Origin of the sequence: Actinomadura sp. 6K520, assembly GCF_004349245.1 — a bacterium.
Lineage (GTDB): Bacteria > Actinomycetota > Actinomycetes > Streptosporangiales > Streptosporangiaceae > Spirillospora.
The window spans coordinates 1-20,254 of record NZ_SMLC01000134.1 but is presented as its reverse complement, the minus strand read 5'-3'; the positions used below and the strand labels follow the sequence as shown (position 1 = coordinate 20,254).

19 protein-coding genes are annotated in these 20,254 nt (G+C 72.7%); 7 read left to right on the top strand and 12 right to left on the bottom strand.

The window, feature by feature from the left end; all coding sequences use genetic code 11:
• Positions 1-44 precede the first annotated feature (44 nt).
• From E1289_RS27650 to E1289_RS27640, 3 genes are all read left to right on the top strand, one after another.
• Entirely contained in the window at positions 45-1,121 is a 1,077-nt protein-coding gene (locus tag E1289_RS27650; protein WP_131985254.1) for an ABC transporter substrate-binding protein, read from the top strand.
• Positions 1,122-1,195: 74 nt separating this feature from the next.
• A complete protein-coding gene (locus E1289_RS27645) occupies positions 1,196-2,335 on the top strand; it encodes a Gfo/Idh/MocA family oxidoreductase (RefSeq protein ID WP_131985252.1) in 1,140 nt (379 codons plus the stop codon).
• Between the two features lies 1 nt (position 2,336).
• Entirely contained in the window at positions 2,337-3,341 is a 1,005-nt protein-coding gene (locus E1289_RS27640) for a sugar phosphate isomerase/epimerase family protein (RefSeq protein ID WP_131985249.1), read from the top strand.
• 54 nt (positions 3,342-3,395) lie between these two features.
• On the opposite strand, the gene E1289_RS27635 is transcribed toward E1289_RS27640, so the two are convergent.
• Positions 3,396-4,244 carry a TIGR03619 family F420-dependent LLM class oxidoreductase gene (locus tag E1289_RS27635; RefSeq protein WP_131985247.1) on the bottom strand — a complete coding sequence of 283 codons (849 nt, stop codon included), beginning with the start codon at positions 4,242-4,244 and terminating at the stop codon, positions 3,396-3,398.
• Between the two features lie 64 nt (positions 4,245-4,308).
• Between E1289_RS27635 and E1289_RS27630 the strand changes: the two genes are divergently transcribed.
• Positions 4,309-4,794: a MarR family transcriptional regulator gene (locus E1289_RS27630; RefSeq protein ID WP_165970635.1), complete on the top strand. Its 486-nt coding sequence runs from the start codon at positions 4,309-4,311 to the stop codon at positions 4,792-4,794.
• A gap of 6 nt (positions 4,795-4,800) precedes the next feature.
• On the opposite strand, the gene E1289_RS27625 is transcribed toward E1289_RS27630, so the two are convergent.
• Positions 4,801-5,496, bottom strand: coding sequence for a cupin domain-containing protein (locus tag E1289_RS27625; protein WP_243713191.1), 696 nt, complete (start codon positions 5,494-5,496; stop codon positions 4,801-4,803).
• Positions 5,497-5,569: 73 nt separating this feature from the next.
• The gene (locus E1289_RS27620; protein ID WP_131985243.1) at positions 5,570-6,154 is read right to left on the bottom strand and encodes a Uma2 family endonuclease; all 585 of its coding nucleotides are present in this window, start codon (positions 6,152-6,154) and stop codon (positions 5,570-5,572) included.
• Positions 6,155-6,357: 203 nt separating this feature from the next.
• Here E1289_RS27620 and E1289_RS27615 point away from each other — a divergent pair, with 203 nt between their 5' ends.
• Entirely contained in the window at positions 6,358-6,924 is a 567-nt protein-coding gene (locus tag E1289_RS27615) for a DUF1707 domain-containing protein (protein ID WP_131985241.1), read from the top strand.
• A gap of 110 nt (positions 6,925-7,034) precedes the next feature.
• Positions 7,035-9,617, top strand: coding sequence for a hypothetical protein (locus E1289_RS27610; RefSeq protein WP_131985239.1), 2,583 nt, complete (start codon positions 7,035-7,037; stop codon positions 9,615-9,617).
• Between the two features lie 210 nt (positions 9,618-9,827).
• Here the strand turns inward: E1289_RS27610 and E1289_RS27605 are convergent, their stop codons facing one another.
• The 4 genes from E1289_RS27605 to E1289_RS27590 all read right to left on the bottom strand — a co-directional run bounded on the left by E1289_RS27605 (position 9,828) and on the right by E1289_RS27590 (position 13,396).
• On the bottom strand, positions 9,828-10,013 hold the full coding sequence (locus tag E1289_RS27605; protein WP_131985237.1) for a hypothetical protein: 186 nt from the start codon (positions 10,011-10,013) through the stop codon (positions 9,828-9,830).
• Between the two features lie 127 nt (positions 10,014-10,140).
• The gene (locus tag E1289_RS27600; protein WP_243713190.1) at positions 10,141-12,009 is read right to left on the bottom strand and encodes an endonuclease/exonuclease/phosphatase family protein; all 1,869 of its coding nucleotides are present in this window, start codon (positions 12,007-12,009) and stop codon (positions 10,141-10,143) included.
• A 103-nt stretch (positions 12,010-12,112) separates the two neighbouring features.
• Positions 12,113-13,201 carry a Zn-dependent alcohol dehydrogenase gene (locus tag E1289_RS27595; RefSeq protein ID WP_131985235.1) on the bottom strand — a complete coding sequence of 363 codons (1,089 nt, stop codon included), beginning with the start codon at positions 13,199-13,201 and terminating at the stop codon, positions 12,113-12,115.
• Between the two features lie 3 nt (positions 13,202-13,204).
• The gene (locus tag E1289_RS27590) at positions 13,205-13,396 is read right to left on the bottom strand and encodes a ferredoxin (protein WP_131985233.1); all 192 of its coding nucleotides are present in this window, start codon (positions 13,394-13,396) and stop codon (positions 13,205-13,207) included.
• Between the two features lie 158 nt (positions 13,397-13,554).
• Between E1289_RS27590 and E1289_RS27585 the strand changes: the two genes are divergently transcribed.
• Positions 13,555-14,262 (top strand): class I SAM-dependent methyltransferase, encoded by a 708-nt coding sequence (locus E1289_RS27585; RefSeq protein ID WP_131985231.1) that lies wholly within the window; start codon positions 13,555-13,557, stop codon positions 14,260-14,262.
• 68 nt (positions 14,263-14,330) lie between these two features.
• Here E1289_RS27585 and E1289_RS27580 read toward each other — a convergent pair whose 3' ends face one another.
• The 5 genes from E1289_RS27580 to E1289_RS27560 are packed head-to-tail and all read right to left on the bottom strand — an operon-like array spanning position 14,331 to position 20,109.
• Positions 14,331-15,458: a prenyltransferase gene (locus E1289_RS27580; RefSeq protein WP_131985229.1), complete on the bottom strand. Its 1,128-nt coding sequence runs from the start codon at positions 15,456-15,458 to the stop codon at positions 14,331-14,333.
• Positions 15,448-16,209 (bottom strand): class I SAM-dependent methyltransferase, encoded by a 762-nt coding sequence (locus tag E1289_RS27575; RefSeq protein WP_207929178.1) that lies wholly within the window; start codon positions 16,207-16,209, stop codon positions 15,448-15,450. Before E1289_RS27575 ends, E1289_RS27580 begins: the two co-directional genes overlap by 11 nt.
• 44 nt (positions 16,210-16,253) lie before the next feature.
• The gene (locus E1289_RS27570; RefSeq protein WP_131985225.1) at positions 16,254-17,558 is read right to left on the bottom strand and encodes a glycosyltransferase family 4 protein; all 1,305 of its coding nucleotides are present in this window, start codon (positions 17,556-17,558) and stop codon (positions 16,254-16,256) included.
• Between the two features lie 46 nt (positions 17,559-17,604).
• Complete coding sequence (locus tag E1289_RS27565; protein WP_131985223.1) at positions 17,605-18,837, bottom strand: cytochrome P450; 1,233 nt, start codon at positions 18,835-18,837, stop codon at positions 17,605-17,607.
• A 15-nt stretch (positions 18,838-18,852) separates the two neighbouring features.
• Positions 18,853-20,109 (bottom strand): cytochrome P450, encoded by a 1,257-nt coding sequence (locus tag E1289_RS27560; protein ID WP_131985221.1) that lies wholly within the window; start codon positions 20,107-20,109, stop codon positions 18,853-18,855.
• Positions 20,110-20,254: the final 145 nt, after the last annotated feature.

Here is a 20,254-nt window from a genome sequence, read left to right as displayed (position 1 = left end):
CACCTGACCCCCTTCACCCCCACCCCCTCAACCAGGAGCACGTCATGCGTGAACAGAGCCCCCGTCAGCAGGGCCCCCGTCCAAGCCGCCGGAACCTCCTGCTCGGCGGCGCAGCCATCGCCGCCGGCGGTCTCGCCGCGGCCTGCACCAGCAACACCGAGGACGGTGACTCCGGCACGTCCCCGCAGGCCGGGACGCTCGCCGGCGACAACGACAAGGCGGGCAAGCAGGTCACCGTCGGGTTCTCCGCGCCCGCCGCGGACCACGGCTGGATCGCGGCGATCGCCAAGAACGCCGAGGAGCAGGCGAAGAAGTACTCCGACGTGACGTTCAAGCCGGTCGAGCCGACCAACGACATCAACCAGCAGATCTCCGCCGTCGAGTCGCTGATCCAGGCGAAGGTCGATGTGCTGGTGATCCTGCCCAACGACGGCGAGCAGCTGAACCAGGTCGGCCGCAAGGCGATGGACGCCGGCATCCCGGTCGTCAACCTCGACCGCGTCTTCCCCGACCACCTGTCGTACCGGACGTGGGTCGGCGGCGACAACTACGGCATGGGCGTCTCCGCCGGCCACTACATCGGCAAGAAGCTCAAGGACAAGGGCGTCGCCGACCCGGTCATCGTGGAGATCCAGGGCATCGCGACGCTGCCGCTGACGCAGGACCGCAGCAAGGGCTTCGCGGACGCGCTGAAGTCCTACGGCTTCGACGTCACCGCCAAGCAGGACGCCAAGTTCACCGTCGAGTCCGGCAACCAGGTCGCGTCCAACCTGCTCCAGGCGCACAAGAAGATCGACGCCGTCTGGAACCACGACGACGACCAGGGCGTCGGCGTGCTGGCCGCGATCAAGCAGTCCGGGCGGGACGAGTTCTTCATGGTCGGCGGCGCCGGGTCCGCCAACGCGATGCGCGAGATCAAGGCCGGCGGCGTGCTGGAGGCGACCGTCACCTACTCGCCGACGATGGCCGCGTCCGCGATCAAGCTGGGCCGGCTGATCGCGCAGGGCAAGGGCATGGCCGACCTGGTCGAGCTGCAGGTGCCGCAGTCGATCACGCTGGCGTCCGAGACGATCACCAAGGACAACGTGGACCGCTACATGCCGCTCGGCTTCGAGTCCTGAGCCGCGGGGGCGCCGGCGCGCCCGTCCCGCTCCCGGGGGCGGGCACGCCGGCCAGACAGAGAGGTGAGCAGAACATGACGACCGTCGGAGTCGGGATGGTCGGGCACGCGTTCATGGGACGCGCCCACTCCCAGGCGTGGCGCAGCGTCGGGCCGTTCTTCGGGCCGCCGCTGACCCCGGTCATGACCGCGCTGGCCGGACGTTCCGCCGAGCGCGCCGGAGCCGCCGCCGCGACGCTCGGCTGGGCGTCGGTGGAGACCGACTGGAAGGAGTTGCTCCGCCGCGACGACGTCCAGCTCATCGACATCTGCACGCCGGGCGACGGCCACGCGGAGATCGCGGTCGCCGCGCTGGACGCGGGCAAGCACGTCCTGTGCGAGAAGCCCCTCGCCAACACCGTCGCGGAGGCCGAGGCGATGGTGGCGGCCGCCGGCCGCGCCCGGGAACGCGGCGTCCGGTCGATGGTCGGGTTCAACTACCGGCGCGTCCCCGCGGTCACGCTCGCGCGCCGGCTGGTCGCCGACGGGCGGATCGGGACCGTCCGGCACATCCGCGCCCAGTACCTGCAGGACTGGCTCGCCGACCCGGAGGCGCCGTTCTCCTGGCGGATGGACCGGGACAGGGCCGGGTCGGGCGCGCTCGGCGACATCGCCTCCCACATCGTGGACACCGCCCAGTTCATCACCGGGCACACGCTGACCGGCGTCTCGGCGACGCTGGAGACCTTCGTCCCGGAGCGCCCCGTACCGGGCGGCGGCACGGCACCGGTGACCGTGGACGACGCCGCCCTGTTCATCGGCCGCACCGACCGCGGCGCGCTCGCCTCGTTCGAGGCCACCCGCGTCGCCACCGGGCGCAAGAACGCGCTGCGCATCGAGGTCAGCGGCTCGTCCGGGGCCCTGTCGTTCGACCTGGAGTCGCTGAACGAGCTGTGGTTCTACGACGGGGACGAGGACGGCGCGACCGCCGGTTTCCGGCGCATCGTCGTGACCGAACCCGACCACCCCTACACCGGTCGGTGGTGGCCGCCCGGCCACGTACTCGGCTACGAGCACACCTTCACCCACCAGATGGCCGACCTGCTCACGGCGATCGCGGACGGCACCGACCCGAGCCCCTCGTTCGCCGACGGCCTGCAGATCCAGCGCGTCCTCGCCGCCGTCGCCGACAGCGCGGCGTCCCGCCGCTGGGTCGACATCGAAGGGAACGACTGACATGGCACGACCGATCACCCTGTTCACCGGCCAGTGGGCGGACCTGCCGTTCGAGGAGGTCTGCCGGCTCGCGTCCGGCTGGGGCTACGAGGGCCTGGAGATCGCCTGCTGGGGCGACCACTTCGAGGTCGACAAGGCCGTCGCCGACGACGGCTACGTCCCGCGCAAGCTGGAGACGCTCGCCAAGCACGACCTCAAGGTCTGGGCCATCTCCAACCACCTCGTCGGCCAGGCCGTCTGCGACAACCCCGACGAGCGCCACAAGGCGATCCTGCCCGAGCGGATCTGGGGCGACGGTGAGCCCGAGGGCATCCGGCAGCGGGCCGCCGCCGAGATCAAGGACACCGCCCGCGCCGCCGCGCGGCTCGGCGTCGACACCGTCGTCGGCTTCACCGGCTCCTCCATCTGGCACACGGTCGCGATGTTCCCGCCGACCCCGGAGTCGATGGTCGAGCGCGGCTACGCCGACTTCGCCGAGCGGTGGAACCCCATCCTGGACGTGTTCGACGAGGTCGGCGTCCGCTTCGCGCACGAGGTCCACCCCAGCGAGATCGCCTACGACTACTGGACGACCGTGCGGACCCTGGAGGCGATCGAGCACCGGCCCGCCTTCGGCCTCAACTTCGACCCGTCCCACTTCGTCTGGCAGGAACTCGACCCGGTCGGCTTCCTGTTCGACTTCCGCGACCGCATCTACCACGTCGACTGCAAGGACACCAAGGTCCGCACCGGCGACGGCCGCCGCGGGCGCCTCTCGTCCCACCTGCCGTGGGCCGACCTGCGGCGCGGCTGGGACTTCATCTCCACCGGCCGCGGCGACGTCCCCTGGGAGGACTGCTTCCGCGCCCTGAACTCGATCGGCTACACCGGCCCCATCTCGATCGAATGGGAGGACGCCGCCATGGACCGCCTCCAGGGAGCCCCCGAGGCCCTGGAGTTCGTCCGCGCCCTGAACGCGATGGAGTTGCCCACGGCCTCCTTCGACTCGGCGTTCTCCTCCGACTGACCTGCGGCGCGCCGCCCCCGTGAGGCCACGCACGGGGGCGGCGCGCCGCTTGCCTCACCCGGCGACCCGAGCCCCGACCGCGCGCGGGGCGTGGCGTTCGACGAACCGCTCCACCTCGGCGAGGGGGGCGCCGAGCGGCGGGATGATGATGAGCCGGTCCACGCCCATCTCGCCGTAGGCCCTGACGTGTTCCTCGTCCGGCGCGCGGGGCGGGGTGACAGAGATGTGCAGTGGCGGACGATCGCGCCCGGTCTGCTCGGACAGCCGCGGGATGAGTTCGGCGGCGGCGCGGCGTCCGAGCATCCAGCCGTACCAGCCGTCCGCGTACCGGGCGGCCCTCCGCAGGGCGGCCGGGCTGTGCCCTCCCGTCACGACGGGAACCGGCCGCTGCACCGGACGAGGGTGGGCGTCCACACCCTCGAAGTCCGCGTAGCGCCCGTGGAAGGCCGGCTTCTCGTCGTACCAGAGCGACCGCATCGCCGCCAGATACTCGTCTGCGCGCGCGCCGCGCTCCTCTGGCGGGACATCGAGCGCCCGCAACTCCGGCTCCAGGTATCCGACGGCCGTGCCGAAGATGAGCCGCCCCCTGCTGAGCACATCGACGCTGGCGAGCTGCTTGGCCAGGATCAGCGGGTTGCGCTGCGGCAGGACGACGATCCCCGTGCCGAGGGCGATCCGTTCGGTGTGCGCCGCGAGGTGGGCGAGGGCGATCAGGGGGTCGAGGACGGGGACGTCCGGGTCAAGCGGCGACGGTTCGACGCGCGGGCTGGGCAGGACGACATGGTCGGCGACCCAGAGCGAGTCGTACCCGAGGTCTTCGGCGAGCGCGGCGACGCGTGCCGCGGCGCCCGGTTCGGCGCACGCGTGCAGGTTGGCCGCGAAGAGTCCCAAAGTTGGTGCCATGCCTCAATAATCGAACTTTTCTACGATCTAATCAAGGGATGATCGAACGGATATGCTGCCGGGCATGGACTCCACGCGGGACGGGCTGCCGGAGGGGCTCGCGTCGCTGACCGGCTTCCAACTGTCCAAGTGCGGCTGGTGGATGGAGCAGCGCCTCGAAGCGGAACTGCGGCCCCTCGGCATCCGGGTGCGGCATTTCCTCGTGCTCGCGATGCTCAGCTCGTCCGGCACGCTCTCGCAGCAGGAGATGGCCGGCCACCTGCTGCTCGACCCCACGCTGATGGTCGGGCTGGTGGACGACCTGGAGACCCGCGGCCTCTGCGCGCGCACCCGCGACCCGCGGGACCGGCGGCGCCACTCCGTCCGGATCACCGAGGACGGGGCCGACCTGCACCGCCGCGCCCGCGCCCTCGCCGACCAGGTCGGGGCGGACGTGTTCGGCCCGCTGTCGCAGGACGAACTACGCGTCCTCACCCGGGCGATCGGCCGCGTCATGGAGCCGTTCTGGGCCGAGCAGGCGGTGCGGCCCCGCCGCAAGCCCGCCCGCTGAGCGGGGTCACGGCAGGGCGCGGAAGTCGGCGAAGTCGAAGCCGGGGGAGACCACGCAGCTGACGAGGACCTCCTCGTCGCCGGACGGGTGGGCGGCCTGCCACACGCCCGCGGGCACGACGGCCTGCGGGACCTGGCCGTCCGCCACGTCCGCGCCCAGCGTGACGGCCTCCTGCGTCTCGGACGGGCGTTCGCCGTCCCCGCCGAGGTAGAGCGCCAGCGGGCCTCCCCGGTGCCACAGCCACACCTCGGCGGACCGGACGACGTGCCACATCGACTCCTCGCCGGGCGGCAGCAGGAAGTAGATGCCGGTGGCGCTGTGCCGCTCGCCCGGATAACCGGGCGGTGTGAACGTCACGCCGGACCGCCACGTCTCCCGGTACCAGCCGCCCTCGGGATGCGGGAGGAGATCGAGCGCCTCGGCGGTCGCGGGACGGTCCAGGATCGCGACATGGCGTCCATCCGGCCCGCGCCGCGCGTACCGCACGCGGGCCGCCGTGCTCCGGTCGATCACCCCGCGTCCCGGGACCGCGCCCGGCGCCGGGTCCAGCGTCACGGCCACGACCTGCCCTTCCTCGAACACGTCGTCGGCGACGGCGAGGGCCGCATCGTCATCGGGCGCCCACACCGCACCCGCCTCAGCGAGAACGAACCGCGGACCGGGCTGGGCCCGCCAGGAATCAAGGGTCGTCAGCAGCAGCACACCCCGAGCTTAGGAGGTGCCGGGACGCACCCTCAGCCGACGCGCAAGCCGCCGGCGAGCGTAGTGGGCCTCCCTAGTCCATTTCGGAGAGGCGGGCCGGGTCGAAGGAGATGGGGTAGGGGCGTCGCAGGGTGATGGTCTCGCCGGAGCGGGCCTTCGCGGCCACCTCGTAGTGGCCGTCCCGCAGTTCCAGCATGGTGATCGTCGGCCGGGGCTCCAGATCGATCAGCCAGTAGTGGGGGATGCCGGTCACGGCGTACTCCGCCACCTTGCGGACGCGGTCGATCTGCTCGTTGACGGTGCGGGGCGTGACGACCTCGGCGACGAGGAGGAGGTCCGGGCCGTAGTAGGTGCGGGTCTGCCGTTCCAGGGCGGCGCGGGCGACGTCGCGGCTCACGGCGAAGACGTCCGGCTTGCGGACGCCCGCGGGGGTGGTGACGTCCTGCGGGGCGCCGGCGACATGGACGTCGGCGTCCGCCTGGCGGGCCGCCTCCTTGAGGACGGCCTTGAGCTGGTCGGCCGCGTGGTCGTGCCACAGATCGCCCGGCAGTTCGTGGAGCCAGCCGTCGGCCAGTTCGTAGCGGCGGCCCTCCTCGGGCAGCGCGTCCAGGTCGTACAGCGTGTACGGACCGTGCGCGCGGCCGAGCGTCGCGCCCATGGAACATCCCCCTTCACCTCGGCTTATCCGAATCTAGCGGACGGACCTCCGGCGGCGCGGCAGGCATGATCGCGCGTCGGGATGCGGTCAATGTCTCGAAAGCCGAGGGGAGACGGGTTAAGATACATCTCGTCTTGCCCTTGACCCTCCCCCAGGTGGAGGGACGACCCTGCGGAGGCGGACCGCCCCGAAGGAGAGATGCGATGAGCGTCGAGCAGCAACCCCTGACCGTTCCCGCGCTGCGCGCCTCGGACCGTGACCGTGACGAGATGCTCGTCCGGCTGCACGAAGCCTTCGCCGAAGGCCGCCTGACCGAGGCCGAACTCGACGAGCGCATCGACCTGACGCTCGCGGCGCGCACCCACACCGAACTCGGGGCCGTGGCCGCCGACCTGCCCACCGGATCGGGCCGGGCGGATGCGGAGTGCGCCGGTCCGGCGGGACGCTTCCAGGTCGCCTACAAGAACTCGGTCACGCGCGCCGGGCGCTGGCGGCTGCCCGAACGGTTCACCACCGTCGTCTACAAGGGCACGGCGCTGCTCGACCTGCGCGCCGCCGAACTGGAGGGGTCCGTCACCGCGCTGCGGGTGCTGGCCTACAAGTCCGCGGTGGAGATCATCGTGCCCCCGGGTGTCCGCGTGGAGACGGACGGTGTGGGGGTCTCCGCCGAGGTCCACGGGGTCCCGCCCGCGGGGGCACCTGTCGTACATATCCGGGGTTATGCCTACAAGGGAACGATCGAAGCGAAAGATCGGCTACGACGCTCCTGAAGTGATAGAACGCTCCCGCGGCCCATCGGCCGCCGTTCACGCGGATGTCCGTACAGACGGTGGCGTGGCGCGATTTGATGGTGGTCCGACAGGACCGTGAAGGAGCGCGTGTGACGGCGAGGACCCCGGAGCAGGACGAGGCCCGGCGGACGGCCGAGCAGGAGGCGGGCGGCTCCCGCCAGGTCCGCCGGCGGCTGACGTTCGGCGTGGCCGGTGATCTCGCCGACATGCCGGCCACGCTGTCGCCCTGGCAGCGCGCGTACGAGGCGTGGCGCGCCGCCGGGCTGAAGTGGGGGCACGGCGCCCCGCCTCGCGAGCGGCGCACGCGAGAGGCGGCGGAGCCGCCCCCCGCGGAGCCCGCCGCCGCGGAGACCCGGCCCGACGAGGCCGCGTCCGACAAGCCCGCCTCGAAGAAGCCCGCCGGGAAGAAGCCCGCCTCCAAGAAGCCCGCGTCCGAGAAGCCCGCCTCCAAGCCCGCGGGCGGGAAGGCCGCCGGGAAGAAGAAGGCGGGCAGGAAGGCCGCGCCCGACCCCGCGGACGTGCTGGTGGCCGGGCCGGGGCTGGCGGCGGCGCGGAAGGGGCCGGCGCCGCGGGCGCTGCGCTCGCGGCTGGCGGTCGCGACCGGGCTCGTGGTGGTCGCGGGCGGTGCGATCTTCACGGTGACGCAGGGGGAGAGCGAATCGGACGGGCCGGGCGTCCCGGGGCCGGTGGCGGCGGACGCGCTGTTCGCGCCCGACCCGGCCGCCGAGACCGACGGGCTCGTCCAGGACCTCGCCGCCGTCACCTCCGCGGGCGGAACGCTCGTCGCCGTGGGCACCGAGGGCGACGGTGTCCCGGGGCGGGAGCGGAGCCGGTTCCTCTTCTCCGTCGACGCCGGGCGGACGTGGTCGCTGGCGCGGCTCCGCACCGCCGACGGGTCGATGGCACCGGCCGGCGACAGCCCGGACATGGTCACCGCCGGAGACCGCGGGTGGGTGGCGCTCGGCCGCTCGTCCGGCGGCGGCACGGTGGCGTGGACGAGCGAGAACGCGCAGACCTGGACCAGGCACGATCTCGGCGCCGTGTTCAAGCCGTCCGACGACGTGCGCGGCGTCGCCCGCACCGCGACCGGGTTCGCGGCCGTGGGCGGCGCGGACGGCCGCGCCGTCGCCTGGATCTCCCCGGACGGGAGCAGATGGCAGCGCATCGAGGGCATCGAGGGGATCACCGGCTTCGACCGCGTGGCGTCGTCCGGGAGCGTCCTCGTGGGCCACGGCACCTATCCGCGGAAGATCACCGTGAAGCGGGGCCGGCGGAAGGTCACGCGCACCGTCCCGAGCCACGGCGTGTGGCGGTCCACGGACGGCGGGCGGACGTGGGCCCGCGTGAACATCCCGCAGGGGCACGGCTCCTACGGGCCGACGAAGGGCCTCACCTTCGGCCCCGGCGGGTTCGCGACCGTCCGGGAGGGCAGGCACACGTCCGGCCGGGGGAACAAGCGCAGGACGACGCGGTTCGGGCTCCTGTTCACCTCGGCGGACGGCCGGGAATGGCGGGCCGTGAGCCGGTTCGGAGGGGCGGGCATCGAGCGGTTCGGCGGGACGCCGCACGGCCTGGCGGTCCTCGTGCAGGGCGCGGAGGGCGCGTACCGGATCCTGCGCACCGACGACGGGCGCACCTGGAAGGCGGACGGCACCGTGGCCGGGCCCGTGGAGAGCAGCGGGCTGACGGTCGCCTCGGGCGGCGCGGTCGCGATCGCCGGGAGCGAGGGTGACGACGCCTACCTGCACGGCGTGGACCTGCGCACCGTGCCGGGGGCGGTGCGCCCGGAACGCGCCGTCCGGTCCCTCGCGGGGACACCGGGCCGCTCGGTCGCGGTGGGCAGCAGCAACGGCGCGGCGGCGATCTGGACTTCCCCGGACGGCCACGCGTGGCAGCGCGCACGGTTCCCCGGCGCCGGCGGATCGCTCTCGGACGTCGTCGAGGGCGCCGCGGGATGGCTCGCGGTGGGCCGCACATCCGGCGGCTCCCCGGGCCCCCTGGCGATGACGTCGCAGGACGGGGTCGCCTGGGAGAAGGCCGCGTTCCCCGCCGGCCCGCCGCCCGTGGCCGCCGCGGCCGGCCCCGCCGGCTACGTGGCGGTGGCGACGGGCGCGATCTGGCGTTCGGCCGACCTCGGGTCCTGGCGGCGCACCGATGTCGACGGCGCCCCGGCCGAGGTGACGGTCACCGCCGGGAAGTACGTGGCGGTCGGCGGCAAGGGGCGGGCACCGGCCGTGTGGACGTCCCCCGACGGCGCGAAGTGGACGGCCGCCGAGCTGCCGGGCGGTCTCGCCAGCGGGCCGCTCACCGGCGTCGCCGCCCACGGCGACGTCCTGGTGGCGACCGGCACGGACGGCGCTCCGCTGGTCTCCGCCGACGGCGGCGCGACCTGGGCCGCGCACGGCCTCGGCGGCGACCTCAACGCCACCGCGATCACGGCGACGCCCGGCGGGTTCGTCGTGGCCGCGAGCACGTCCCGCCACGACGCGGCGGTCCTGACGTCCGCGGACGGCGTCACGTGGCACCGCCTCCGGGTCCCCGGCCTGGCGGGTGCGGGTGAGCAGCGGCTCACCGCCCTGACCACGGCGGGTTCGTCCGTGCTGGCCACCGGCGTCACCGCCGACGCGCACACCGAAACCCCCCTCCTGTGGAAGGCCCCGGTGCCGGAGTAGGGGGCGTCAGCCGTTGCAGCCGCAGGAGCAGCCCTTCGGGCACGAGCATCCGCCGCCATGTCCGCAACTGCAGTTCTTCGTCGTCATGGGCGGAACGTAACCCCGCCGCGCCGCGCGGTCCATGACCGCGGGCGCGAGGTGCATCTGTCGTGGAGGACACGGGCCGTCCCTTGGCGGGGGCTCGGGACGGCCCGCGGCCCGGACCGGGGGTCAGACGTCGATGTGGAGGTCGACGCCCAGCAGGACCAGGACCCAGAGGAATATGGCCAGCAACGCGCTGACGACGCGGCGGAGCAGGCTCTCGTCGATGTAGCCGCGGTCCCAGGCGATGAATATGCCGATGATGATGTAGATGAGGCCGAGCAGACTGATGGTGGGCCGGTATCGGGTCGCCATGTAAGGCGTCTCCTCACGGGTGGGGGTCTGACGATCGACCGGTCCCCCACAGGGGCGAAGAAAAACACCGGCGGTATTCGGGTCGTCCGCTGACGATATTTTTGGCACCGCCCAAATTGGGCGGGTGTCACTTCCCGGGCATGGCGATGCGGACGATCGTGGGATCGCGGCCGTCGTCGCGGCCGGCGAACTCGGCGGTGCGGTGCACCACGTCGAACTCGTGCCTGTGCCGCCGCAGGGACGGGCTCAGCAGGATGTGGTCGAGGACCTCGGAGTTCCCGCCGGACACCGCCGTGTACCGGTCGGCCGCGGGCAGGCGCGCCGGGAGGTCGGTGAGGCCGGTGCGCGCGACGAGGGTGTTGACCGGAATGGAGTCCTCGCCGTCGTTGAGCTCGCCCGCGACGATGACGCGGGCGTTCGCGTCCACCTTCCGGACCGACCGCACGAAGTCGGCCACCACGCGGGCCTGGGCGTCGCGGCGCCACCGGCTGGGCCGCTCCGGCGGCTGGTTCCGGCCGAACAGCGGCTCGTCGTCGGCCGTCCGCGGGAACCACTGGTTCGCGATCACGATGAGGCGCCGGCCCTGCCAGGTGAGCTCCCCGGCGACGGGCTTGCGGGTGCCGGACCACGCGGCGTGGCCGGGCGTGATCCGGCCGGGGCTCAGCGACAGCCCGGCCGTCCCGCCGCGCCGCACGGCCCGGACGGGCGTCACGGCCGGGTCGGGGCCCTCGGGCGGCCCGTCCGGGAGCGGATCGGTGAGATCGGGACGGTCGACGAACGCGAGCCCCCGGTCGGCGCGGAACAGGAACCCCGTCCGCCGGTTGTCGCCCTCCGCGCCGCCGTCGGCGTTGTCGCGCGGCGCCACCGACCGCCAGTCGTAGGCGGGCCCGCCCGCCATGCTGATCGCGGTGACGAGCTGCGCGACGGTCTGGTCGGCGGCGACGATGCCGTCGTCGTCGGGGCCGCTGTTGTCGCCGAGCTCGGTGACCGCGATGAGGTCGGGGGAGCGCAGGCCCGTGACGATGTCGGCGGCGAGGGCGGCGAACCGCGCGGGCGGCGAGCCGGGGTGCAGGCCGTCCAGCCGGGCGGTGGCGACGGCGAGTTCGCCGGTCCGCTGCGGGCGGGTGGTCTCGCGGGGCAGCCCGCCGGGTTCGCGGCGTGGCGGCGCGGTGAGCAGCAGGTGGTAGTCGCCGAACCCGTAGTCGAGCACCCCGTGGTTCGCGCCGGGGAGCCGGTCGCCGACGTGCATGCCCGGCAGCGGGACGAGGGCGTCGTCGAGGATGATCCGCTCGGGGTTGGCGTCGCCGCCGCCGAACCGGCTGCCGTCCCGGAACAGGATGCCGCCGCGCTTCGTCCGCGGTCCGGCACCGGCGCCCTCGGCGGCGAGCACGGGGACCTCACCGTGCCGGGACGGGCCGACCGCGACGGCGTCGCGGATCTCGATCCGCATCCCTTCGAGGGACTCGTAGAAGTCGATGCCGTCGCGCCGGGGATCGAACCCGCCGCCCCGCTCCACGTTGCCGCTCCGGCGGTCGATCACCCGCGCCGGCGGGCGGCGGCCCCCGGGGCCGACCACGACCGGCGGCGGCAGCGGGTTGCCGCGCGACTCGACGGTGGTCTCGGTCGCGCCGATCTCGGTGCGGGTGAGGCCGGTGGACGAGGCGCCGCCGGGACGGTACTCGGCGACCTTCCCGGCCACCCGGACGGCGTCGCCGACCGCCACCTCCGGCCGCGTCCGGGTGAAGACGAACACGCCCTCGGACGTGGCGTGGCCGCGGTCGGGCCGCGGGTCCTGCATCCAGAACCCGTTGCCGGTCAGCGCGGTCACGACACCGGGGACCCGGGCGACCCTGGAACCGTTCAGCGGGGAGATGTGCGCGGCGCCCTGGACGTCCCGGATCCGGACGGCGGGCGCCGCCGCGTGCGCCGCGGGGGGCGCGGCCAGCGGGGCGAGGAGGACGGCCGCGGCCAGGGCCCTCCGGAGACCGTGCACCACCCGCGCTCCATGATCGTTAGGGAGTTTCCGACCGGACGACAAGGATGATACGCGTGCGGCGGAGCGCGGCGTGCCGCCCGCCGGGCGGGGCCTGGCCGGGACCCTAGTCGAACAGGACGACCTGCCGGATGACGTCTCCGTCGGTCAGCGCGCGGACGGCGTCGTTGAGCTCGCCGAAACCGATCCGGCGGCTGATGAGGCCGTCGAGATCGAGCTTCCCGGCGCGCCACAGATCGACGAACAGCGGGATGTCGCGCTTGAGGTCGCAGCCGCCGTACAGGGACGGCTTGAGGCTCTTGCCGTCGAACAGCAGCGCGAACGCGTTCTGGCGCCACTCGTCGTCGGCGGCGCCCGCGCCGACCACGATGACGTCGCCGCCGCGCCGGGCGGCGTTCCACGCCGTGCCGATCGCGGCGGACCTGCCGACCACCTCGAAGGCGTAGTCGAACCCGGCGCCGCCGGTGAGCAGCGCCTTGGTCTCCTCCAGGTCGTCCGGCGCCGCGGTGTGCGTGGCGCCGAACCGCTTGGCGGCGGGGTGCTTGGCCTCGTTCGGGTCGATCGCCACGATGGTGGACGCCCCGGCGATCCGGGCGCCCTGGATCACCGAGAGGCCGACGCCGCCGGCGCCGACCACCGCGACCGTCGAGCCGGGCGTCACCCGTGCGGTGTTGAACACCGCGCCGACGCCGGTGGGGATGCCGCAGCCGAGCAGTGCCGCGTACTCGAACGGGACGTCCTCGGCCACCTTGACGACGCCGCGGCGGGGGAGGACGACCTCCTCGGCCCACGTGCCGGTGCCCGCCATGCCGAACGCGGGGGTGCCGTCACCGAACCGGAAGCCGGGCTCGCTGAACGACTGCGCCAGGAACGTCATGCACAGGTACGGCTGGCCGCGCAGGCAGTCGGCGCACTCGCCGCAGTCGGGCGTCCAGTTGACGACGACGTGGTCGCCGGGCGCGATGCCCGTGACGCCCTCGCCGACGTCCGCGACGATCCCCGCGCCCTCGTGGCCCATGACGGTGGGCGCCGCGGTCGGCAGGACGCCGCTCATGGTGGACAGGTCGGAGTGGCAGACTCCCGTCGCCCTGATCCTGACCTTCACCTGACCGGGACCCGGGTCGATCGCCGAGACGTCGTCACGAAGATCGAGTTCCTCGTCGCCGACCGCATGCAGTACCGCGGCGCGTGCCATGGGCTACTCCTCCAGAGTCAGCGCGGCCTTCGGGCACGACCGGACCGCGTGGCGGACGCGGTCCTGCTCCTCCGCCGGGACGTCGGGCTTGAGGATCAGCAGCTCGTCGTCGTCGTTGAGATCGAAGACCTCGGGGGCGAGCCCGACGCAGACGGCGTTCGCCTCGCACACCAGAGGATCGACTCGTACTCGCATGGCCTTCTCCGTTCCAACGCGGGCGTTCACGCCAACTTACCGAACGTGGTTCGGGTTGCCGCACCCACCCCGAAAGTAGAACACGTTCCAGTCTGTGGGAGCAAGCTCCCGTCTCATTGTGGACGATCTCGGATAAGGTGCGCGGACGGAGGAGATCGATGACTGATGGCAAGGCGTCCGCCGGCCCGGACACGACCGGCCGGACGGCCCTCGCGATACCCGCGGACATGCTGCGGGCCGCGCGCAACGCGAAGGGCTTCATGCCGGACGGCGAGGGCCTCGCGCTGTACGAGACCGCCCTCGACTACGGGAGGCGGCTGGCCGCCACGGGCCCGCTGCTGGAGGTGGGCACCTACTGCGGCAAGTCCGCCGTCTACCTGGGGGCCGCGGCCAAGGCGGCAGGCACGATCGTGGTCACCGTGGACCACCACCACGGCTCGGAGGAGAACCAGGCCGGCTGGGAGCACCACGACCCGTCCCTCGTAGACCCGAGCACGGGGCGGATGGACACGCTCCCCACGTTCCGGAAGACGATCGCGTACGCGGGGCTTGAGGACGAGGTCGTCGCCATCGTCGGGCAGTCCCGCACAGTGTCGGCCCTCTGGCGGACCCCGCTGGCGATGCTGTTCATCGACGGCGGCCACGCCGAGGAGCACGCGCAAGGCGACTACGAAGGCTGGGCGCCGCACGTCGCCGTCGGCGGAGCGCTAGCGATACACGACGTCTTCCCCGACCCCAAGGACGGCGGCCAGGCCCCGTACCACCTGTACCTGCGGGCACTGGAGAGCCGCGCGTTCGAGGAACGCCGCGCCGAAGGCTCCCTGCGCATCCTGGAACGGGTCACCGACGCGGACCCGCTGCGTTGACCTGTGGCGTGTCGTTGTCATCCGGCCTGCCATGACAACAACGCGCCGCAAGTCGACGCAAGAGGCGATCAGAGGTTGGTGCGCATCGGGTTGGCGACCGAAACGAGGGCGCAGCCGCACGCGAGCGGGTCGGACGCCTCGGACGGTCCCAGGGGGCGTCCCGCGACCTCCTTGAACAGCCGGGCGCCCGGGGTGGCGTCCGCCAGCGCGTCCGCCGCCAGGATCACCGCGGCGGCCGTGTAGGTGGAGCGGTCCCCGGGGAAGTGCCGGCGGTTCTCGAACTGCCAGCCCGTCCAGTACGAGCCGTCCTCGTGCCGCAGATGCTGGATGGTCGCGAACAGCTCCAGCGCCCGGTCGCGGTCGCCCGCGGCGTCCAGCGCCAGCACCAGCTCGCACGTCTCCGCCGCCGTCACCCACGGCTGGTCGGACACGCACCGGCAGCCGAGGCCGGGCACGACGAACGTGTCCCAGCCCTCGTCGAAGCGGCGCGCCGCGTCCTCGCCGCGGACGGGACCGCCCAGCACCGGGTAGTACCAGTCCATCGACCAGCGGCTCTTGTCGGCGAACGCCTCCGGGTGCGCGGCCACCACGTGCCCGAGCTGGTCGGCGGCCAGCTCCCACTCCGGCTCGTGCTCGCCCAGGTGCTCGGCGAGCGCGACCGCGCACCGCAGCGACTGGTGGATCGACGAGCAGCCGGTCAGCAGCGCGTGGTCGGACGCCGCGCCGCTCTCGTGCCGCAACCAGATGATCTCCCCGCGCCGGGTCTGCAGGCCGAGCGTGAACTCCACCGCCCGCCGCACCGCGGGCCACATCCGCCGCGCGAAGTCCTCGTCCCCGGTCATCAGCAGCTCGTGCCACACGCCCACCGCGAGGTAGGCGGCGTGGTTGGACTCGCCGCCCGGCTCGGTGACCTCGCCGAGCACCCACTTGGCGGGCCACGACCCGTCCGGCCGCTGGACGTCGCGCAGCCACTCGTACGCCCGCCTGGCCTCCGCGCCGAGCCCGGCGACGGTCAGCGCCATCGCGGCCTCGACGTGGTTCCAGGCGTCCACGTGGCCGGGGACGCCGCCCGTCGGCGAGAACCAGGGGATCGCGCCGGACGCCTCCTGCTGCGCGGCGATGCTGCGGGCGGTCGCGAGGACGTCGTCCGCGGACAGCACCCCGGGCACCGAGGGCGGGCCCGTCTCAGACCGCATCCGCGGTCTCCTTGGCCGGGGCCGCGGGCGTGCCGGGCGCCGCGGGCTTGCCCAGGTAGACGACCACGCTCTTGCCGATCAGCGGGTTCAGCGCGCGCTCGGCCAGCCGGGTCGCGAGCGGCCGCTTCATGATGTCCCACACCAGGATCTGGTGGTAGCCCCTGGCGAGCGGGTTGCCGTCGTTGTTCACCCCGACCGCGCACTTGATCCACCAGTACGGCGCGTGCAGGCCGTGCGCGTGGTGGTGGCCGCCGACCCTGAAGCCGACCGACTTCAGCTTGGCCTCCAGCTCGGCGCGCGTGTAGATCCGCACGTGCCCGCCGGGCGCGGTGTGGTAGTCCTCCGACAGCGCCCAGCAGACCCGCTCGGGCAGCCAGCTCGGCACGGTCACGGCGAGCTTCCCGCCGGGCCGCAGGACGCGCAGCAGCTCCCGCATCGCCCGCATGTCGTCGGGGATGTGCTCCAGCACCTCCGACGCGATGATCGCGTCGAAGTGGTCGTCGGGGAACGGCAGGTCGAGCGCGTCACCCTGCACGGTCTCTGCGGTCGCGTCCTCGGGCACGTCGCCGTCGAGGCGCATGGCCCCGAACATCTTCTCGACCCCGGACAGCTCCTCGGCGTCCTGGTCGAAGGCCACGACGTGCGCACCCCGGCGGTACAGCTCGAAGGCGTGCCGTCCGGCGCCGCATCCCATGTCGAGGACGCGGTCTCCGGGGGTGACGCGGAACCGCTGGAAATCCACGGTCAGCAGGGTCGTGCTCCTTTCGTACAGGGAAACGCCCGGAGGGACGTCTCTCAGCCCTTGCCCTTGCCCGCGGCGAGCCGCAGGTAGTTCTGCTGGGTGATGGCGGCGCGGTAGTGCTCGACCGTGGCCTTCGCCACGGCCGGCCACGCGAAACGCTCCTGGACGCGGGCCAGGCCCGCCGCGCCGACGCGGGCGCGCTCCGCGGCGGAGTCGTGCAGCCGGTGCAGCGTCGCCGCGAGCTCCTCCACGTCCCCGGGCTGGACGAGGACGCCGCCGTCGCCGACCACCTCGGGCAGCGCGCCGGCGCGGCTGGCGACCAGCGGCGTCCCGGACGCCATGTGCTCCACGGCCGGCAGCGAGAAGCCCTCGTAGCGGGACGGCACGACGGCGATCTCCGCGGACGCGAGCAGCTCGCCCAGCTCGTCGTCGCTGATGCCGCTGACGAACCGGACGCGGTCGCCGAGGGCCAGGTCCCGCACGAGCTTGTCGGTCGGGCCGTCCTTCTTCGGCTTGGAGACGACGACGACGTGCACGTCGCGCTCGGTGGCGAGCTTGGCGACGGCGCGCAGCAGCACGTCCACGCCCTTGATCGGCGCGTCCGCGCTGGCCATCGCGACGATGCGGCCGGGGACGCGCGCGCCGCGCGGGTGGAAGATCCGCGTGTCGACGCCGAGCGGCAGGATGTCGATGTCGCGCGGGTCGACCCCGAAGTCCTTGACGATGTCGACCTTGGACGAGTCGGAGACCGTCAGCACCGGGCCGATCCGCCGCGACACCTGCGCCTGCATGGACACGAACCCGTACCAGCGGCGCTTGCCGAGCTTCTGCTTGATGCCGCGCGCCGCCTCCAGTTCGATCCGCCGGTCGACGCTGATCGGGTGGTGGATGCTCGTGACCAGCGGCAGCCCGAGCCGGGCGATGCCGAGGTTGCCGAGGCCGAGGACCTGGTTGTCGTGCACGATGTCGAAGTCGCGGCGGCGCCGCCTCAGCAGCCGCAGCGCGCGGAGGCTGAAGGTCAGCGGCTCGGGGAAGCCGCCGGTCTTCATGTGCGCGAACTCCAGGACGTCCACCCAGTCCCGGAACTCGCCGAGGGCGGGGATGCGGAACGGGTCCTCGTCCCGGTACAGGTCCAGGCTGGGGATCTTCGTGAGAGTGATCTCCGCACGGTCCAGCTCCGGATAGGGCTGGCCGGAGAGCACCTCGACCCGGTGCCCGAGATCGGCCAGTTCCCGGGTCAGATGCCGGAGGTAGACGCCTTGCCCGCCGCAGTGCGGTTTGCTCCGGTACGAGAGCAGGGCGACCCGCAACGGACCGTCCGGGCTGGACGCACCGCCCGGCTCGCCTGCCTCACCCACGCCATCCCCTGCCCACGCACCACTCCCGTCAGTCGGTACCCGCCACTCAGGGCGACGCCGGCCGCACGCGTACCGGCATCTCCTTGATGCCGTTGATGAAACTAGACCTTAGCCTCCGAACGTTACCGTTGAGTTCAATATTGGGCACCGCGTCCAAAAGTGTTTCGAAGAGCACACTGAGCTCGAGTCGGGCAAGGTGCGAGCCGAGGCAGAAGTGCGGGCCGCCGCCGCCGAAGCCCAGGTGCGGGTTGGGGTCGCGGCCGACGTCGAAGGCGTCCGGGTCGGCGAACACCGCCTCGTCGCGGTTCGCGGACGAGTAGAAGACCACGACCTTGTCGCCCTCCGCGATCCTGCGGCCGCGGAGCTCGGTGTCCCTGGCGGCCGTCCGCTTGAACAGGTTGACCGGGGTGACCCAGCGGACGATCTCGTCCGCCGCCGTCCGGACGAGGGAGCGGTCGGCCTTCAGCCGCTCCCACTGCTCCGGATGCTCCAGCAGCGCCAGCATCCCGCCGCTTGCCGCGTTGCGGGTCGTCTCGTTGCCCGCGACCGACAGCAGCATCACGAACAGCTCGAACTCGTCGCCGCTCAGCACCTGCCCGTCGGCGTCCGGCTGGAGCAGCCTGGTGACGATGTCCTCGCGGGGGTTCTCGCGCCGGTCGGCGGCCAGGACGTTCGCGTACGCGTACAGCTCGGTCGCGGCGGCCTGGCCCTCCTCCGGCGTCCGCTGGAAATCCGGGTCGTCCCCGCCGATCAGCGTGTTGGACCAGTGGAAGATCTTCTCCCGGTCCTCCGGCGGGGCGCCGAGCAGCTCGCAGATCACGTACAGCGGGAGCGGGGCCGCCAGGTCCCGGACGAAGTCGGCCTCCGCTCCCCGTTCGAGCGTCTCGGTCACCAGGTTCCGGCAGATCTCCCGGACGTGCTCCTCCAGCACGGCGATGGCGCGCGGGGTGAAGCCCCGGTTGACGATGCTCCGCTTCCGCGAGTGCTCGGGCGGGTCCTGGTTGAGCATCATCATCCGCTGCAGGAGGAGGGCCTCCTCCTCCGGTTCCTCGAACAGCGCCAGCCGCCGCCACGAGGAGAACAGCTCGGGGTGCCGCGACACGTGCACCACGTCCTCGTGCCGCGTCACCGCCCAGAACGGCGGGTACCCCCGGTCCGGGTCGCCGTGGTGGCGGTGCACCGGGTCGTGCTCGCGCAGCCACGCGAACTGCCCGTGCGGGACGCCTCCGTGCTCGTAGGGACCGGGGTCGACCAGCTCGATGTCGGGGGTGACGCTCACGGGTACCTCCTCGGGTCAGGACGGGGTGAAGCGCACCGGCAGCTCCTTCAGCCCGTTCACGAAGTTCGACCGGAGCCGGCGGGGCTCGCCGGCCGGCCGGATATCGGGCATCCGGTCCAGGATCGTCTCGAAGATGATCTTCAGGTTCATCCTGGCCAGATGGGTGCCCAGGCAGAAGTGCGGCCCGCCGCCCCCGAACCCGATGTGCGGGTTGGGGTCGCGGCCCACATCGAACTCGAACGGGTCGTCGAACACCCGCTCGTCCCGGTTGGCGGACCCGTAGAACAGCACGACCTTGTCGCCCGCCCTGATCTGCTTGCCGCCCAGCTCGACGTCGGTGAGGGCGGTCCGGCGGAACTGGTTGATCGGGCTCACCCAGCGGACGATCTCCTCCACCGCGGTGGGCAGCAGGCTCCGGTCCGCCTGGAGCCGCTCCCACTGGTCGGGACGCTCGAAGAACGCCTGCATGCCGCCCGCCGTCGCCGTCCGCGTCGTCTCGTTCCCGGCGATCGACAGCATGATCACGAAGAGCTGGAACTCCTCGTCGGTGATGCGGGAGCCGTCCGCGTCCGGGGTGAGCAGCTTGGTCACGATGTCGTCGCGCGGCGTCGACTCCCGGCTGCGCGCCAGCTTCCCGGCCCAGCCGGCGAACTCGGCCGCGCACAGCTGCGACTCCGTCCGGTCCCCGATGTAGTCGGGGTCGTTGAACGCCACCAGCTTGTTGGACCAGTGGAAGATCTTCTTCCGGTCCTCCAGCGGCGCGCCGAGCAGCTCGCAGATCGTGTAGAGCGGCAGCGGCGCGGCGAAGTACTCCACGAAGTCACACTCGCCCAAAGGCGCCGCCTCGTCTATGAGCCGGTGGCAGATTTCCCGGATGTGGTCCTGCAACCTGCCGATCATGCGCGGGGTGAACCCCTTGTTCACCATGGCCCGCAGCCGGGTGTGGTCCGGCGGGTCCTGGAACAGCATCATCTGCCCGTACAGGGCGATGTCGTCGTCGGTGAACTCCTCGAACATCGCCGTCCGCTCGCGGGACGAGTACGGATCGGCGCGGCGCGAGACCTGCACGACGTCCTCGTGCCGCGTCACCGCCCAGAACCCCGGCACGCCGTCGTTGGGGTCCTGGTGCCAGTGGACGGGGTCGTTGTCGCGCAGCCAGGCGAACTGCTGGTGCGGGATCCCCCCGCGCTCGTAGACGCCGGGGTCGATGATGTCGATCTCGGGTGCGCGGAACGGCCGGGTGGCCGAGGCGATGGACGTCTCAAGTGCCATGCGGAAGACCCTTCGTCCGGGGCGGGAACTCGGAGGCCACGAGACCCTGAAACTGAGCGCTTGCTTGGCCACAGATCTAGAACACGTTCTAACATGAGACTCCAGTCTCATCAACCCCCGTCCCAGCCAGCGACCCACCCCGCAC